Consider the following 16,572-nt stretch of genomic DNA (forward strand, 5'->3'; position numbering starts at 1 on the left):
ATTAATTTATACTGTTTATATCCTATAGAATCACAAACATTTTAGGTAAAACTGTTTGTTATGAAGTTAATAATTTGAGCCATAACGTTATAGATATTTCTAAATTAAGTTCAGGAATATACCTATTATCTGTAAATTCGGGGGATGGAATACAATAGTCAAAATTTTACAAAAAATAAACAAGATAGTGTCGTACAAATGAAATGACACTTATTACACAAAGTGATCTAATTATGAGATTCAATCTTTATAGTGTTAAATAGAAATGCAAAACCTTTTATACAGGTCTTAATGAAAAAAATACACGCACAATTTCGAATAATTTTAATGTCTTTATTGATGTTAATGACTTGTTATTATAGTAATGCCCAAAATCCTTTATTTTCAAAAGGTGGTGATGTAAGTTGGTTGCCACAAATGGAAGCTACTGGATATAAGTTTTATGATTTAGACGGCTCTGAAAAGGATTGTTTGCAACTTCTCAAAGATAAGGGTTTGAATACCATTCGTTTACGTGTATGGGTAAATCCTTCCAATGACAGAGCCAGTGGCCATTGCAGTCCGGCAGAAACAGTTGTAATGGCCGTTAGGGCAAAAAATTTAGGAATGCGTATCATGATTGATTTTCATTACAGCGATTCTTGGGCTGATCCGGGAAAACAAGCTAAGCCAGCTGCATGGGCAAGCCATACTTTTGCAGGATTATTAAATGATGTTTACAATCATACTTTTGATGTTTTGAATGCACTAAAAAATGTTGGGGTAACACCAGAATGGGTGCAAATCGGTAATGAAATCCCAAATGGAATGTTATTCCCTGAAGGAAGTACTTCGAATTGGTCACAATTAGCACAATTATTAAACAAAGGCTATGATGCTACAAAAGCTGTTGATCCATCTATCAAAGTAATCGTTCACATTGACAAAGGAAATGACAATGGAAGATCTAGAAAGTTCTATGATAATGCGACAACAAACAATGTGAAATATGATGTTATTGGACTTTCGTATTATCCGTATTGGTTAAATAGCGATTACACAGCGACAATTGGAGCTTTGCAAACCAATCTAAACGATATGGCTTCTCGATACGGAAAGGAAGTAATGATTGTAGAAGTAGGTGGCGATTATACCTTAGTTCAAAACACCTATGATATGCTAGTTGCAGTAATTGCAGCTGTAAAAAATGTGCCAAACGGAAAAGGAATTGGCGTGAATTATTGGGAGCCGGAAGGCGAAAAAAGCTGGAGTGGGTATCAGTTGAGTGCTTGGCAATCTAATGGAAAACCTTCGGAAGCTCTAAATGCTTTTAGTGATACCTTAGGGCCTCCTGTAATTGTAGCTAATGAACAGGTGAAAATTAACGGATTTGCCGCTAATCCAGTTGAACAGGGTAAAAATGTTGTTGCTAATCTAACTTACACTTCAAACAATGCCAGCGATTATTTTTATGTAGGATTGTTTAAAAGAAATTCAAGTGGTGGTTGGTTAAAAACCATAGCAGAGAGTACAGCAAATCAATTTTTAGTGGCATCAACTGGAACAGATGTTACAAGTCAAATCGCCCTTGGTATACCTTTAGCTACTATTCCAACCGCAAATTTAACTAATGGAGAATATTATGACCTATATGTGGAACTTTGGACAGCAAATTGGGGTGGTAAATTGGGGTCTAGTTTGTCTTCTAAATTGACCATTGCGGCATCAGGATCATTAGGTATTGACGATAACAATTTTGAAAACGAATTACTAATGTATCCAAATCCTGTAACGGATATTTTAAATTTTAAAAACACTAGTGAGACAGCAATACAATCAGTAAAAATCACAAACATTTTAGGTAAAACGGTTTATTCTGATACGGATGCAACCGACAAGAGCGCTATTGATGTTTCTAATTTAAGTTCAGGGATGTATATACTATCTGTTAATTCAGGTGGTAAAACGCAGCAGTTGAAATTTAGTAAAAAATAAAAAAATAAGTGATGAAAAAAAGATCTGTTCAAATACAATTAGCTCTTATAGTATCTATAGGACTATTTGTTTTTTCGTGTGCTAGTATTGCTCAAAATCATAAAACGGCTTCAAAACCTTTTGTTTTTTCAAAGGGAGCTGATGTTGGATGGTTGCCCCAAATGGAGGCTACAGGATACACATTTTTTGATCAGGATGGTTCGCAAAAAGATTGTTTGCAATTGCTAAAAGACAGAGGAATCAATACCATACGACTTCGTGTTTGGGTGAATCCAAATGACGATAAAATTAGTGGACATTGCAGTAAAGCAGAAACGGTGACTATGGCTTTGAGAGCTCAGAAAATGGGAATGCGCATCATGATTGATTTTCATTATAGTGATTCTTGGGCTGATCCTGGTAAACAAAAAAAACCAGCAGCTTGGGAAAATCATTCTTTTGAAGAGCTGTTAAAAGATGTTTATGATCATACTTATGATGTTTTGTTAGCACTAAAATCAGCTGGAGTAACACCGGAATGGGTACAAGTAGGCAATGAAATTCCTGGAGGGATGTTGTGGCCAGAAGGGAGTACGTCAAATTGGAGTCAATTAGCACAGTTACTTAATAAAGGATATGAAGCTACAAAAGCAATTAATGCATCAATAAAAGTAATCGTGCATGTTGATGAGGGAAATAATAGTGCCAAGTTCAGATGGTTTTTTGATATTGCTAAAGCAAATAATGTAAAATATGATGTTATCGGGCTTTCGTATTATCCTTTTTGGATAAAAAGCGATTACACAAGCACAATTATTGATTTAGAAAACAACCTTAAAGATATGGCTTCGAGATATGGTAAAGAAGTAATGGTTGTGGAAGTTGGAGGCGATTATACCTTAGTTCAAAATACATACGACATGCTAGTTGCAGTAATTGCAGCTGTGAAAAATGTGCCCAATAACAAAGGTTTAGGTGTGATTTATTGGGAGCCTGAAGGCGAGAAAAGTTGGAGTAGATACCAACTGAATGCATGGCAATCTGACGGAAAACCTTCTTTGGCCTTAGATGCTTTTAAAAATTAATTTAAATTATTTATGAAACTTTTATCTAATAAAATATTACTTTTTCTATTGGTACTATAAATGCACAAACCAGAATAAAAGTTAATTTTGGATCTGATTGGCAATTTACAAAGGAAGATAAAAATAGTACCAATTGGGAAAATATTTCGATTCCGCATACGGCAAATGTTGAGCCTTTAGTAGTTAACAATTAGTTTCAAGGAAAATTTCGGTATTATTACTGTTCGATAAAATTAATTCTTTATAAAAGTACAGTCCCTAAGGTACAAATCACCTATTACAACTATTTTACTACCAATATTTAACCCCTACGAGATAAGCTCCGTTAGGAGCAAAATATTGGTAGAAATAAATCAAGTCAATCTAATCCTAACGTCCCGTGGGGACTGTACCTATTCCGTTTATCTATTGTAAAAAGATTTTACCGGACAACAATGTTTTAAATTATAATACATTTTTTTAATCATGATTTGTAATCAATAATGGTATTTTAAAGCTAAAGTATTTTTGATAAATACACACCAGTACCTACTAGTTTTTATTGTATATTGCAAAAAAAATTTCAAGAATATGAAATTAATTTCTATAAAAAACAATTTTGGTATACCAAAATACAAACAGATTATTTCTTCAATCGAAAAAGCAATTGATGAAGAAAAATTAGTAAAAGGAGGGAGACTTCCTTCTATAAATAAAGTTTGTGCAGAATTCTCTTTGTCGCGAGATACAGTTCTGCAAGCCTATGAAGACTTAAAAAAAAGAGGTGTAATTTATGCCATTCCAGGCAAAGGATATTATGTAAAAAGTACGGAAATAAAGATAAAACAACGTATTTTTTTGCTTTTTGAAGAGCTGAATATTTTTAAAGAAGATCTTTATAATTCCTTTTTAGAAAATATAGGTAAAAATGTTCAGGTGGATATTTTCTTTCATCATTTTAACCTGCAAGTTTTTCAAAAACTAATAAATGATAATAATGGAGACTATACCAAATATGTAATAATGCCTACTAATTTACAAGGGGCTGATTTGTATATAAAATCTCTACCAGCTAATGAAGTTTATATTTTAGATCAAACAAATTCAGATCTAAAACTTTATCCTGCAGTATATCAAAATCACAAGAACGACATTAACGACGCTTTATTGAAAGGGAAACATAAATTATTAAACTATAAAAAAATGATTTTAATATTTCCTGGATATCGAGAACCACTTGGTATGAAAGAAGGTTTTGAGAAATTTTGCAATGATTTTGCATTCGAAAATGAAATAATTACTGAATTTACTAATAGAGAAATTAAAATTGGCGATGTCTACATTATACCAAATGATAGAGATTTAGTAAGTGTTATTGAAAGAGCAAAACTACAAAATTTGAAACTGGGCAAAGATTTAGGTGTTATTTCTTATAATGAAACTCCATTAAAAAAAGTAGTAGAAAATGGGATTACAACTATCTCTACTGATTTTAAAGCTATGGGAAAAATTATGGCAGAAATGATTTTAAATGGTAAGAAAAAACAAATAGAAAATAAGTGTTCTTTAATTATCCGGAATTCACTTTGATTTTTTTTAGTACGGCTGTTGGTTTGTAAAATTGTTAATTTTAAGGAGTTTTTATTAAGAATAAAAGATCTTTAGAAATCTACTAATTTAAGTAGATAAAGTGTTTATAAATAATAATTTAGTGTGTTTTTATGAATTATCACTTTTTAGGTAAAATTTCACAAAATTTATCTAATAGTTCAGGATTAACCTTGTTCATATGTCTATACAAACTCTATTTTTATGATTGCTTATTTTTAGTAATATTTAAAAAAAATATTTTTATAATTGTCTGTTTTTATGTTTGCTCTAGATTTATATAGTCGAATTGTATTTTATTTTTTAATAAAATAAACAACATGTATGTTAAAATTATTTTATGGTATTAATTTTTTTAAATTGCCTTTTATATTAAATAAACTTGTTTCTGTATATTGTTTTTAAGTACATTTACAAATGTAAAACGCACACTTGTAAATTGCGCAAAAGTACCGTTAATTCTTTTTTACAATTAAACACTTGAGTTTTTGGCAACCATTTTTTAACAGCTAACCCTATAAATTTTGAAAAACCTTACCATATCTTGCGATTTGACTGATGATTCCATCCTTTGGAAGTATCTTAAAATGGGAGATGAAAGGGCATTTTCAAAACTTTTTGAAAAGTATTATAATCATTTGGTACATTATGGAAATTCGATTTCTTCTTTTCCTGAAAAAGTTCAAGATTGTATACAAGATGTTTTTACAGACATTTGGGTGTATCGACAGAATTTAGATGAATCTGTTGTAGTAAAGGCCTATCTTTTATCATCTGTTCGTAAGCGTATTTCTCGACTACAGGAACGCGATCATATTTTTCGTCAAACTACTTCTATCGATTCAATTAATTTTTTGTTTGATTTTTCCATAGAATATCATCTAATTACAGATGAGGAAACGACTTCAAAAGTAGTTCGCATAAATGCCTTATTAAATGAATTACCTCCTAGGCAAAAAGAGGCGCTTTATCTACGGTACTATCAGGGTTTAACTGTCGAACAAATTGCAGATAATTTTCAGGTTAATTACCAATCAGCAAACAACATATTACATCGTGCTTTAGTGAAACTTCGTAAAGAATGGAAGCATGAATATTTGCTTATTTTGCTATTATCTTCAAATATTCACTAATTTTTTTTTAGTAATGTAAAAAAATATCTAGTTTAGTGAGTATGTAATAAAAAAATTGTCCTCTATAATAGAGTAAACCTTTTTTTATGGAAAATCGCAATCAATATACAGAAATAGAAGATTTTTTAGCTGACCCATCATTTCAATTATGGGTAAGGTCAAAAGTGGATCAACAAGACTGGGAAGACTGGACTTTAGGAAATTCAAAAATGGCTAAAGTAGTCGAAGAAGCTCGATTGTTTCTTCTGGCTATGAAAATACCTGAAAACAACTTATCTACAGAAGAAATAAAGTCAGCTCTGGAATCTACTTGGATAAAAATTGAAGAAAAAGAAAAAGCCCAAAATAAGAATGTAAAATTGGTAAAAATTTGGAAAAACACTTGGTATAGGAGTATTGCAGCTGTTTTTCTTTTTGGTCTTTCATTTACTTGGGTCTATAATAATTATTTTATTTCAGAAAGCGGAATTATTAACTACCATGATCTTATAAAAGAAAATGAGCTTGTTGAACAAATTAATAATACTTCTAAACCACAAATAACAACCTTGTCAGACGGAAGCTCTGTTTTATTGAATCCCAACAGTAAGTTAAGTTATCCTAAGGTTTTTGCGAAAAACGAACGAAAAGTATATTTGTCTGGTGAAGGATTTTTTGAAATAAGTAAAAACGCCAAAAGACCATTTTATGTTTATGCCAATGAAATTGTTACTAAAGTTGTAGGAACCAGTTTTAGAATAAAAGCATATGCAAATGAACCCGATATAGAGGTGTTAGTTCTTACTGGTAATGTAAAAGTGAATTCAAATCAAAAAATTAAAACGGCTAACGAAAAAGAAGTGTCATTACTTCCAAATCAAGCATTACGTTTTGAACGCAAAAATTTTACGTTTAATAAAATCACAGATATTACTCAAGATAGAGCTTTAGCAAAAACCTTATGCAGTACTATCGAAAAAATAAATTTTGAATTCACAGATGTTCCTGTTGACCAGATATTCAAAACTATTGAGCAGGCTTATCTCGTAGAAATTGATTATCCACGAGAGAAACTGAAAGATTGTCATCTTACCACATCACTTATTGATCAGCCACTGCCTGAAAAGTTAAAAATTATTTGTAAATCTCTTGGAAATAATTCAAATTATATAATGAACGGAAACCAAATTATAATTTTATCAAACGGATGTAACTAAACTAAAATTGCTTATGTGAAAAAAAAACACAAAAAAAAGCGCCGAAATGCTGTAACATTTCGACGCTTGAATAAATCAAATTTACTCTCTGTAAAAAGTAATTTGCAAGATTCAAAAAACACCAACTAACCAGTATTAATTAAATCAAACCAAAATTATGAAAAAACCTGTTGTTAAACAACGATTACTTATTCGAATTATGAAGATAACATTATTTCAATTTGTCTTGGCTTATGTGTTTTCTAGTTTTGCCTTGGCAAATAATATAGCCGGACAAGGAAAATTAGACACAAAAATCACTATTGCAATTTCTGACATGAATTTAAGTAGTGCCTTGTCTAAAATAGAAGATAAGGTAAATGTTAAATTTTCATATAATTCGAGAATGACTCAATTGTCACAAAAGGTAAGTGTAATTGCGACCGATGAATCGCTATCGAATTTGCTTGCTAAAATATTAACACCGCTTAATATTAACTATATCGAAATAAGCAATCGAATTGTATTACAAAGAGAAAACACTCTAAATGAAGGTCCTAACGTAGATCAAACACAGAAAATACATTTAGAAGAAAACAATACAGACATAACTATTAAAGGTAAAATTACCGACGAACAAGGAATGTCTCTACCAGGCGCCACCATACTTGTTAAAAACACTACCAAAAGTGCAACAACAGATTTAGATGGTAATTATATGATTATTGCTTCAGAAACTGATATTCTAGTAATCTCCTATATTGGATACACCTCCAAAGAGATTCTTGTTTCAGGTCAAAAAACGATTAATATATCCTTGAAAGAAGATGTCTCTAAACTGGATGAGGTAGTTGTAGTTGGTTATGGTACTCAAAAACGTTCCGATATTACAGGATCTGTTGCTTCTGTCCCTAAAGAACGTTTAGAAAACTTACCTGTTACAAATCTTTTACATGCGATACAAGGTACAACTGCGGGATTAAAAATAGCTCAGGGTTCATCAGTTCCAGGAAGTTCAGCGTCAATTCAAGTTAGAGGAGTTAATTCCATAAATGCGAGTACAAGCCCTTTGATTGTCTTAGATGGAATTCCTTTTTTTGGTACTACAAATGACATCAATCCAAATGATATTAAATCAATAGAAGTTCTTAAAGATGCTTCAGCTGTTGCAATCTATGGAACTAGAGGTAGTAATGGCGTTATTTTGATTACAAGTAAAAGAGGTAGTGCTGCTAATGGAAAACCAATTATTAAGTATAGTGGATATATAGGTACTGAAGAAATTTCTAATCCGTTAAAACCAATGGGACCAATCGCTTATGTTAAAAAATATGCGGATTTTTTAACTGCAAATGGTCTCCCACAAACAGCAGTATTACCAAATGCAGCAGAAGTTGACAATTACAATGCTGGTATCACAACTGATTGGCTAGAAGCAGCAACTCAATCTGGTCAAATTCAGGAACACAACTTAAGTATTTCTAGTGGTACAGACAAATTTCAATATTTTATTTCTGGATCAAAATTGAAACAAGAAGGTGTTGTAAAAGGTTATCAATTTCAAAAAACTAATTTTAGAGTTAATATTGATTCCCAAATAACTGATTATTTGAAAGTAGGAACTTCAGCATTTTTTACTGAAAACAATTATGATGGAGGAAGAGCAAATTTTTTATATGCTACCGCTATGAGTCCTTATTCAGTGCCTAAAAACACAAACGGAAGTTATTTAATCTACCCAATGGCTCCAGAATTATTATTTGCCAACCCCCTTCTAGGACTTGTTACTGATCGCTTGAACAGAGGTAAAAATCTATCAGGTTCTGCTTATGCAGAGGTAAAACTATTAGAAGGATTAACCTATAGACTTAATGGTGCTTATACCTATAATCTAGATCGTTTTGCTAGTTATGCAGGTAGAGCAGCTAATGATAATAGTGGTACAGCAGTTGTTTCAAATGCTGAAACCTCCAATTGGGTTGTCGAAAATATTTTAACTTATAATAAAGACTTTAACAAACATCATATAGATTTAACAGGATTGTACAGTGCTCAAAAAGTAGACTATTATAGATCCGAAAGTCGTGCTGTAGGATTTATAAATGATGGATTATCCTATAATAATTTAAGTGCAGGAACAACAAAATCAAATTTTTCAAATGCAAATGGGTATTCTTTACTTTCTCAGATGGGAAGAATGAATTACTCCTATGATAGTCGTTATTTATTTACTGTTACAGCCAGAAGGGATGGATATTCTGCGTTTGGAGTTAATACTAATAAATATGGAATATTTCCTTCTCTAGCTCTTGGTTGGAATATTAAAAACGAGGCTTTTTTAAAAGATGTAAATCTTGTAAATAATTTAAAGCTTAGACTATCACATGGAAAAACAGGAAATCAGGCTATTGGAGTAAATCAAACAGCAACTACAGCCAGTACTGTACAAGAACCTTTTGATGGTGTGGCTTTTACAGGTATTTTATATAATAATTTAGGTAATGCAAATCTTAATTGGGAAACTACTATATCAAGTAATATTGGTTTAGATTTTTCATTATTAGAGAATAGAATTGGAGGTTCTATTGAAGTATATAAATCTAAAACAAATGATATTTTACTTAGAAGAAGTATTCCTAATGTAACCGGATATAGCAATGTTTGGGCTAATTTAGGGAAAATGGAAAACAAAGGGCTTGAAATTACTTTAAATACGGTAAACATTCGTAATGAAGATTTTTCATGGAAAACTGACTTTAATTTCTCTAAATATAAAAATGAGTTGACAGACTTGTATGGGGATGGTAAAGACGATTTAGGTAACAATTGGTTTATCGGTAAACCATTGAGAGTAGCTTATGATTATGAAAAAGCAGGAATCTGGCAAGTAGGAGAAGAAGCTCAAATTGCTTTACAAGACCCTGTCGCTAAACCTGGGGATATTAAATTCAAAGACCAAAATAATGATGGGAAAATTGATTCAAACGATAAAGTGATACTAGGACAAAGAGACCCAAAATGGACTGGAGGTATGATAAATACATTTCGTTATAAAAATTTCAATTTTAGTCTATTTATTGAAACCTCCCAAGGAGGCCTAAGAAGTAATAGAGATTTAACTTATGCTGATGAAGCTGGCAGAAGAAATTTACCGGAAGATTTCAAGTATTGGACTGCTGAAAACAAAGATAATTACTGGCCATCGCTTTCCGCTTATAAAAATTATAAAGGTTATAATTTCTGGGAAGACTATAGCTATGTTAGAATTAAAGATGTGAGATTTAGTTATCAATTCCCAAAAGAAATATTAGGCAAGCATCTTGACGGTGTAACAGTATATACTTCAGTTAGAAACTTATACACTTTTACAAAATGGTATGGTTGGGACCCAGAAATGGAATATTCATCAAGAGGAGCTGGAGATTGGACAAACAATTATCCTGTTGTGCGATCTTTTTCATTTGGGGTTAATATAACTCTTTAATATTATTAATTAAACTAAGAATCAAAATGAAGAAATATATAAAATTTTTAATTAGTATGGTTAGCATGATCCTGTTAACTACATCATGTAGTGATTCCTTTTTAGATGAAAAGGTATTAGATGCATTTGCACCACAATCATTGAATGACAAATTAGGTTTTGAGGCTGCAGCAATAGGCCTTCACAATACTTTTAGTACTATGTACACTACTGATGGAGATCAAACCTTTCTAGGTATGTGGGTATTAGGTACTGATGAAGTTTGGGCTCCTTCAGGAAGATCAAATGGAATGGCTCGTCCTTATTTTGACTATTCCCAACTTACACCTACAGATGCTGCAGCTAGCAAGGTTTGGACTAGCCTCTATAAACTTATTAACAATGCTAACATAATCATAAAGTCATCAGAAAGCGGAAATACTGTTGGTATGACTCAAGAAGAGCTAGATGCTTTTAATGGAGAAGCTCGTTTTTTTAGAGCCTATTCTTATAATATGTTAGCCACACTTTATGGAGGAGTGCCATTAATAACTGATCCAATTTCTGATGCTAAAACTGATTTTGTGAGAGCTACTTTAGTTGATGTCAATACTGTTATTGAACAAGATTTACTATTTGCAATTAGTAAATTACCCAATATAAATTCATTGGTCCATAAAGGGAGAATTCATAAGGCAGTTGCAAACCAGCTTTTGGCAGAGGTATATTTAAGATTAAATAAACCCGATTTAGCCGAAGATCAATGCGATGCTATTATTAAAAGTGAAGATTTCAGACTTGTAACGAGTAGATTTGGAGTAAGAGCAAATAAGTCAGGAGACGCTTTTTCCGACATGTTTATACTGGGTAACCAGAGAAGAAGCCAAGGTAACAAAGAAGTTATTTGGGTTTTAGAACAAGAAAATCCGACTGACGTTCCAGGAGGGAGCACAGGAAACCCTCAACAACGTAGAGTTTGGGTAGGAGCATATTATGACCTCCCTGGCATGACAGTTGCTGATACAATAGGAGGAAGAGGAATTGGAAGAATTAGACTAAACAATTGGGTTCTTTATGATCTTTATAAAGGTAATGATATGCGTAATTCTAAATTTAATATTCACCGCAAACATTATTTTAATAACACTGATGCGAAATACAGCACTGTATATGGAAAACCCATTCCTTATGGACAGGATGCCACTTTTAAATTGGCGGATAACAGTCAATTAAAAATATTTGCTAGTGATACAATTTATAAATATGCTCCTTATACTTTAAAATGGGGACAATTAGATAGTAGAGATATTTTTGGATATGGTATGAGAAAAGATTTTATCATTATGCGATTGGGAGAAACATATCTACTAAGGGCTGAAGCAAGATTTAAACAAACGAATTTATTAGGTGCTGCTGCTGATATTAATGTATTACGTAATAGAGCAAATGCAACCAATGTAAGTTCTAGTGATATCACTTTAAATTTTATTTTAGATGAAAGAGCAAGAGAATTAATTGGAGAGGAAAACAGAAGAATGACACTAGTAAGAACAGGAACATTGGTTCAAAGAGCAACTAACTTAACAGGAACTGCTCCTCTTGCTGGAGGTGCTATTGAAACCACAAATGGTTTACAAAGTTTTCATACACTTTTACCAATTCCTCAAAGTGAAATAAATCTTAATAAGGATGCGGTTTTAGAGCAAAATCAAGGGTATAATAATTAAACACCCATAATGTTTAAATTATATTAAAAAAAAAATAAAGTTAAATTAACCCTGTGGAGTCTTTTCGCGGGGTTTTTATGTATGTCTCATCCTAAAAAAAAAAATAAAAACAGTTAAATCAGGTCTTTTAATCCATAGTCCTGTATATTTTTATATTTAATTTTATTTAAACCCAACTATTCTTAGTTTTTATTTAAATAAATTAAACACAAATTTCAAAATAAAATTACACTCCTCATAATTTACTTCCCTTTTTTTTATCAAGTTGATTTGTTTATATGTGTTTTTTAATTATATTTACAAATGTATATAATACACTTATAAACAAAAATTATACCTTTAATTAAATAACATTTTCAAAATAAAGTTAAATGATCCAATCCAAATTTAACAAAATTGCAATCTCAGTATTACTATTTTTGCTATCCGTTAACACTACAACTGCACAAACAAAAAAAGACTTTCATGATTGGGCCGCAACACCACCTATGGGTTGGAACAGTTGGGATTGTTATGGTCCAACTGTAACCGAAGCTGAAGTAAAATCCAATGCGGACTATATGTCGAAATATTTAAAACCTTATGGTTGGGATTATATTGTAGTGGATATCAGATGGTATGTTGGAAACGATAAAGCACATGGATATAATGAAGAAAATCCTGATTATGTATTGGATCAATACGGCAGGTTTATGCCCGCCATAAATCGTTTCCCTTCTGCAGAAGGTGGAAAAGGTTTTAAACCTTTAGCTGATTATATTCATAAAAAAGGATTGAAATTCGGGATTCACATCATGAGAGGAATTCCTGTAATCGCCGTAAAACAAAACTTGCCTATAAAAGGCACTAATCTAACGGCAAGAGATATTTATTCTGAAAAAGACCAATGTCTTTGGTTGCATGATATGTACACGGTAGTTCCAAGTAAGCCAGGAGCTCAGGAATATTATAATTCCCTTTTTGAATTGTATGCATCATGGGGACTTGATTTTGTAAAAATAGACGACCTTTCTTCACCAATTTATTTTGAAGAAGAAATCAATATGATTCGCAAAGCTATCGATCGTACCGGTCGTAAAATTGTATTGAGTACCTCTCCAGGAGAAACCCCTATTGCACATGCGGATCATGTTCAAAAAAGTGCCAATATGTGGCGTACTGTGGGAGATTTTTGGGATAGTTGGGGACAATTAAAAGAACATTTTGATGTGTTTGAACGTTGGAATAAATGGCGTGCCTATGGTGCTTATCCTGATGGGGATATGTTGCCAATGGGTCATATTGGTATACGTGCGGAAAGAGGAAACCCAAGAATGACTGCTTTTACCAAAGACGAACAATATACCTTAATGACCTTATGGACTATTTTTAAATCTCCATTAATGTTTGGTGGAAATCTTCCGGATAATGATCCTTTTACACTCTCTTTATTGACTAATAAAAATGTGCTAAAAGTGTTGAATGAAAGCACTAATAACAAACCCCTTTTTACTGATGCAGACAAAGCGGCTTGGATTGCAGATGAACCGGGAACTGGAGCTAAATACTTGGCAGTTTTCAATACTGCTGACCAAAAAATGATTAACGAAGATAAAGCAGCGTGGAATAGTGGGTTGATTACAAAAGCAACACCCAACCAAAGTACTGCAGTTGACCTTGATATTTCAGGTGCTAAAAAACTATATTTAGTGGTTAATGATGGTGGTGACAAAACCGACTGGGATCATGCGGACTGGATTGAGCCAACATTATACAATGGAAAAGAGTCTATGAAACTTACTAGTTTAAAATGGATAAAAGCAACCTCAGGATGGGAACATCCAAGAGTTAATCAAAGTATCTCAGGTAATGCACTTATTGTAAATAAAGTAAAGTATGAAGATGGTATTGGTACCCATTCTAATTCCATTATCGAATTTGATATTCCTGAGGGTTACACCCGATTTAAATCTCTTGTAGGGTTAGATAACGCTTGCGTTTCTCAAAATACGGGAGCTACCGTTAAATTTTCTGTATTTACAAAAAACCCTTCGGAAACACCTCCACCAGCAAGCATGAAAATTGCAATCAATTTGAAGGAAATGGGACTTAAAGGTAAATATTCAGTAACTGATTTATGGTCTGGTAAACTTGTTGGTACTTTTTCTGGCGAGTTTGCACCTGAAATTAACAAGCATGGTGCAGGCTTGTATAAAATCGTTAAAATTTCTAAATAAATAGTCGCTAAAGAAACATAAGTTATATTCCAAAATACCGATGATCAAAACAAACAATTATAAATGGCTGGGTTTATTCATGGCTCTAAATACGCTTAGTCCAATTTCGGCTCAACAGTTTCCAAAAAAGAAAGCGACTCCACCTGAAATCAAGGTTTCTAATAATAATACTAGTGCTTATTTGTTTACCTATTTTACAGGTAATAAAAAAGAAGAAGAACAAATTCGTTTTGCCATCAGTAATGACGGTTATAATTTTAGAGCATTGAATGACAATAACGCAGTCATCAGCTCCGAAAAAATAAGTGAAACAGGAGGGGTGAGAGATCCACATATCCTTCGTGGAGCAGATGGAAAAACTTTTTACATGGTGGTAACCGATATGGTTTCGGCCAAAGGTTGGGACTCTAATAGAGCGATGGTCTTATTAAAATCGAAAGACTTGGTTAATTGGACTTCGAGTATCGTTAACATTCAAAAAAAATTTCCTGGTAACGAAGATTTACTTCGCGTTTGGGCACCTCAAACGATCTATGATGCAAAAGCTAAAAAATACATGATTTATTGGTCCATGCAAAACGGAAAAAATCCAGATATTATTTATTATGCATACGCCAATGCAACTTTCACTGATTTAGAATCTGCACCAAAACAATTATTTTTCAGTCCTACTAACGGAGCTTGTATTGATGGGGATATCATTTTTAAAGACGGCGAATACCATTTGTTTTTTAAAACAGAAGGACAAGGAGCTGGAATCAAGATTGCCACTTCAGATAAACTTACGGAAGGCTATGTTTTGAGTGACACTTATGTGCAACAAACCAAAGAAGCTGTTGAAGGAGCAAGTGTTTTTAAACTCAACAACACTGATGAGTATATCCTAATGTATGATGTATATATGAAAGGGAAATATCAGTTTACCAAAACAAAAGATTTGGAACATTTCACGATAATTGACCAAGAAGTAACGATGAATTTTCATCCTAGACACGGAACTGTTTTGCCAATCACAGCTGAAGAAGCCGCTAGATTAGAAATCAAATGGGGTAATTCAGAAGATATAATTCGATCGGCCAATGCCAAAGAAATCAAAAAAATAAATACTAAAATTGACGTAGAAAATAAATCGGTCTATTTCTCGGTTAAGCCAAATACAAATCTAAAAGCTTTCAATCCATCGTTTATTACTTATCCAGGTATTCAGGTTCAACCCAATACTCCACAAAACTTTAGTTCAGGACCGGTACAATATACTATTTCAATCAAAGGCCAAACTTCACAAACTTGGACAGTTTATGCTGCCGAAAATCACAATGCTATTTTAGGGGGTCTATATGCAGATCCTGATATTATGTATTCAGAAAAAACGAAAAAATTCTACATCTATCCTACTAGTGACGGATTTGACGGTTGGTCTGGTACTTACTTCAAAGCATTTTCATCTTCAGATTTAGTATGCTGGAAGGATGAAGGTGTTATTTTAGACCTTAATAAAGATGTGAGTTGGGCCAATAGAAATGCTTGGGCACCTTGCATTACAGAAAAGAAAATAGGCAACAGCTATAAATATTACTACTATTTCTGTGCGGCACAGAAAATTGGTGTAGCTGTATCCGATAATCCAACAGGTCCTTTTGTGGATTCTGGAAAAGCATTAATCGATAAACGACCTGCCGGAGCCAAAGGAGGACAAGAAATCGACCCCGATGTCTTCACTGATCCTCAAACAGGAAAAAATTATTTGTATTGGGGGAATTCGTATTTGGCTTGTGCTGAACTCAATGATGATATGATTTCTATCAAAGAAGAAACTATCAAAATCATGACTCCAGATAAGTCATTCCGTGAAGGGGTTACTGTTTTTTATAGAAATGGAACCTACTATTTCTTATGGTCAGAAGACGATACAAGAAGTGAAAATTACAAAGTCCGTTATGGATTTTCTAATTCTCCTTTGGGACCTATAGAAATTCCAGAAAAGAATCTTGTAATTGCAAAAGATAAAGAGGCGGGAATACTAGGGACAGGACATAATTCGGTAATTCAAGTTCCCGGTAAGGACGAATGGTATATTGTGTACCACCGTTTTAATTATCCTAAAGGAAATACTATGGGAGAATCTGCAGGTTACAATAGAGAAGTATGTATCGATAAAATGGAATTTAATACGGATGGAAGTATCAAACCAACAATCCCAACCCATAAAGGAATTAAGCCAGTTAAATTATAA

At 32.7% G+C, this 16,572-nt stretch carries 10 protein-coding genes; all 10 read left to right on the forward strand.

The window, feature by feature from the left end:
* Positions 1 to 29: 29 nt before the first annotated feature.
* The 10 genes from E0F76_RS20060 to E0F76_RS15845 all read left to right on the forward strand — a co-directional run bounded on the left by E0F76_RS20060 (position 30) and on the right by E0F76_RS15845 (position 16,572).
* Positions 30 to 158 carry a T9SS type A sorting domain-containing protein gene (locus E0F76_RS20060; protein WP_407920994.1) on the forward strand — a complete coding sequence of 43 codons (129 nt, stop codon included), beginning with the start codon at positions 30 to 32 and terminating at the stop codon, positions 156 to 158.
* A 133-nt stretch (positions 159 to 291) separates the two neighbouring features.
* Positions 292 to 1,974, forward strand: coding sequence for a glycosyl hydrolase 53 family protein (locus tag E0F76_RS15805; RefSeq protein WP_132008327.1), 1,683 nt, complete (start codon positions 292 to 294; stop codon positions 1,972 to 1,974).
* Positions 1,975 to 1,985: 11 nt separating this feature from the next.
* Positions 1,986 to 3,038 carry a glycoside hydrolase family 53 protein gene (locus E0F76_RS15810; RefSeq protein ID WP_132008330.1) on the forward strand — a complete coding sequence of 351 codons (1,053 nt, stop codon included), beginning with the start codon at positions 1,986 to 1,988 and terminating at the stop codon, positions 3,036 to 3,038.
* Between the two features lie 570 nt (positions 3,039 to 3,608).
* Positions 3,609 to 4,607, forward strand: a complete 999-nt coding sequence (locus E0F76_RS15815) for a GntR family transcriptional regulator (protein WP_132008332.1) — start codon at positions 3,609 to 3,611, stop codon at positions 4,605 to 4,607.
* A gap of 542 nt (positions 4,608 to 5,149) precedes the next feature.
* On the forward strand, positions 5,150 to 5,758 hold the full coding sequence (locus E0F76_RS15820) for an RNA polymerase sigma factor (protein ID WP_246022083.1): 609 nt from the start codon (positions 5,150 to 5,152) through the stop codon (positions 5,756 to 5,758).
* Between the two features lie 86 nt (positions 5,759 to 5,844).
* The gene (locus E0F76_RS15825; RefSeq protein ID WP_132008335.1) at positions 5,845 to 6,954 is read left to right on the forward strand and encodes a FecR family protein; all 1,110 of its coding nucleotides are present in this window, start codon (positions 5,845 to 5,847) and stop codon (positions 6,952 to 6,954) included.
* A gap of 157 nt (positions 6,955 to 7,111) precedes the next feature.
* Positions 7,112 to 10,417, forward strand: a complete 3,306-nt coding sequence (locus tag E0F76_RS15830; protein WP_246022084.1) for a SusC/RagA family TonB-linked outer membrane protein — start codon at positions 7,112 to 7,114, stop codon at positions 10,415 to 10,417.
* Between the two features lie 26 nt (positions 10,418 to 10,443).
* A complete protein-coding gene (locus E0F76_RS15835; protein WP_132008338.1) occupies positions 10,444 to 12,123 on the forward strand; it encodes a RagB/SusD family nutrient uptake outer membrane protein in 1,680 nt (559 codons plus the stop codon).
* A 371-nt stretch (positions 12,124 to 12,494) separates the two neighbouring features.
* Positions 12,495 to 14,339, forward strand: a complete 1,845-nt coding sequence (locus E0F76_RS15840) for an NPCBM/NEW2 domain-containing protein (RefSeq protein ID WP_132008341.1) — start codon at positions 12,495 to 12,497, stop codon at positions 14,337 to 14,339.
* 40 nt (positions 14,340 to 14,379) lie between these two features.
* The gene (locus E0F76_RS15845; RefSeq protein ID WP_246022085.1) at positions 14,380 to 16,572 is read left to right on the forward strand and encodes a family 43 glycosylhydrolase; all 2,193 of its coding nucleotides are present in this window, start codon (positions 14,380 to 14,382) and stop codon (positions 16,570 to 16,572) included.

The organism is Flavobacterium cellulosilyticum, assembly GCF_004349355.1.
In the GTDB taxonomy this organism is placed as follows: Bacteria; Bacteroidota; Bacteroidia; order Flavobacteriales; family Flavobacteriaceae; genus Flavobacterium; species Flavobacterium cellulosilyticum.